The following is a 372-nucleotide window of genomic DNA, read 5'->3' as shown; positions in this document are numbered from 1 at the left end:
TACTAATTTTAAACTCCTAGATTTTTAACGGTGAGGTCAGTTATAAAAATTTTTCTCCTACAAAATCTTGACACAGACCTAGCTTTTTCAGGGGATATTTTTCTAAGCTCATGATATGTTATAATATTCATAGAAGGCTGACCTCCCATCCTGGTAATTTGTTTATGGTTCTTTTGAAAGGAATGTTTCCATTTTTAATTATATCAAAAAGAAGGGAGGCAGCCTCAATTCTTTTTATAGTTCCTTCTTCATTTTCTTTCTCTGCTTTTTCAAAGTGGTAAATATCTTTATACCTATTCGAGAGATATAACAAAATAGCCTATTGACAAAAAAGATAAAAATATTTATAATTAAATAGCGAGTGTAGTGAAG

At 29.8% G+C, this 372-nt stretch carries 1 protein-coding gene; it reads right to left on the bottom strand.

The window, feature by feature from the left end; all coding sequences use genetic code 11:
- Positions 1-8: 8 nt before the first annotated feature.
- Entirely contained in the window at positions 9-131 is a 123-nt protein-coding gene (locus I4N53_RS12360; RefSeq protein WP_003868173.1) for a hypothetical protein, read from the bottom strand.
- Positions 132-372 lie beyond the last annotated feature (241 nt).

Origin of the sequence: Thermoanaerobacter sp. CM-CNRG TB177, assembly GCF_018588165.1 — a bacterium.
GTDB classification, from domain to species: domain Bacteria; phylum Bacillota; class Thermoanaerobacteria; order Thermoanaerobacterales; family Thermoanaerobacteraceae; genus Thermoanaerobacter; species Thermoanaerobacter thermocopriae.
The sequence above is the reverse complement of the archived record's forward strand: the minus strand, read 5'-3'. Positions and strand labels throughout refer to the sequence as shown.

Coding starts and splice junctions, on each gene's coding strand:
- I4N53_RS12360 (WP_003868173.1), bottom strand. CDS start 131: ATGAATATTATAACATATCATGAGCTTAGAAAAATATCCCCTGAAAAA.